The 631-nt window shown below is 75.0% G+C and carries 2 protein-coding genes; both read left to right on the forward strand.

The features are described from left to right. Positions 1-145: 145 nt before the first annotated feature. Positions 146-265 carry a putative leader peptide gene (locus ACFV6I_RS35185; RefSeq protein ID WP_347878546.1) on the forward strand — a complete coding sequence of 40 codons (120 nt, stop codon included), beginning with the start codon at positions 146-148 and terminating at the stop codon, positions 263-265. A 111-nt stretch (positions 266-376) separates the two neighbouring features. After that, positions 377-631, forward strand: a 255-nt coding sequence (locus ACFV6I_RS35190) for a MoaD/ThiS family protein (protein ID WP_380429951.1), incomplete at its 3' end; no start/stop codon positions are given.

Consider the following 631-nt stretch of genomic DNA (forward strand, 5'->3'; position numbering starts at 1 on the left):
ACCAGCCGGCGCCCGCGCGCGCGCGCCCGCGCGCCCGCCCCCCGCGGGCCCCCCGGGCCCGTGTCGTCTCAGCCCGAGAAACGGGAGCATCCGGATCCCGAGACGGGCATGGAGGAGCGGGCCCGGGAATCTATACGATGAGCCCATGCGTTCCGTCGATGTGAGCAACCAGGCCCCGGGCACCCGCCTCGTGGCGCGCCTGCACGTCGACCTGTGCCGGCTCGCCAGTGCGATCTGTCCCGGCACGCCCGCGCGTTCGCGCTGAGCCGCCCCGCCCCACCCGGGCCCACCGCCTGCCGGCGACGCCGAGCCCCGGGACCACCCTCCCCGCCGCGCCCGTCGCGGCCCACCTCACGACTCGCACAGGAGCGCACCCATGGCCATCGAGGTCCGCATCCCGACCATCCTCCGCACCTACACCGACGGCGCCAAGGCCGTCGAGGGCACCGGCAGCAACCTCGGGGAACTCTTCGCCGACCTCGACGCCCGCCACCCGGGCATCGCCGCCCGCCTGGTCGAGGGCGGCGAGCTGCGCCGCTTCGTCAACGTCTACCTGAACGACGAGGACGTCCGCTTCCTGGAGGGCATCTCCACCACCCTCGCCGACGGCGACAGCGTCACCATCCTGCCC

It is taken from the genome of Kitasatospora sp. NPDC059803 (genome assembly GCF_042732255.1).
Taxonomy (GTDB): Bacteria; Actinomycetota; Actinomycetes; order Streptomycetales; family Streptomycetaceae; genus Kitasatospora.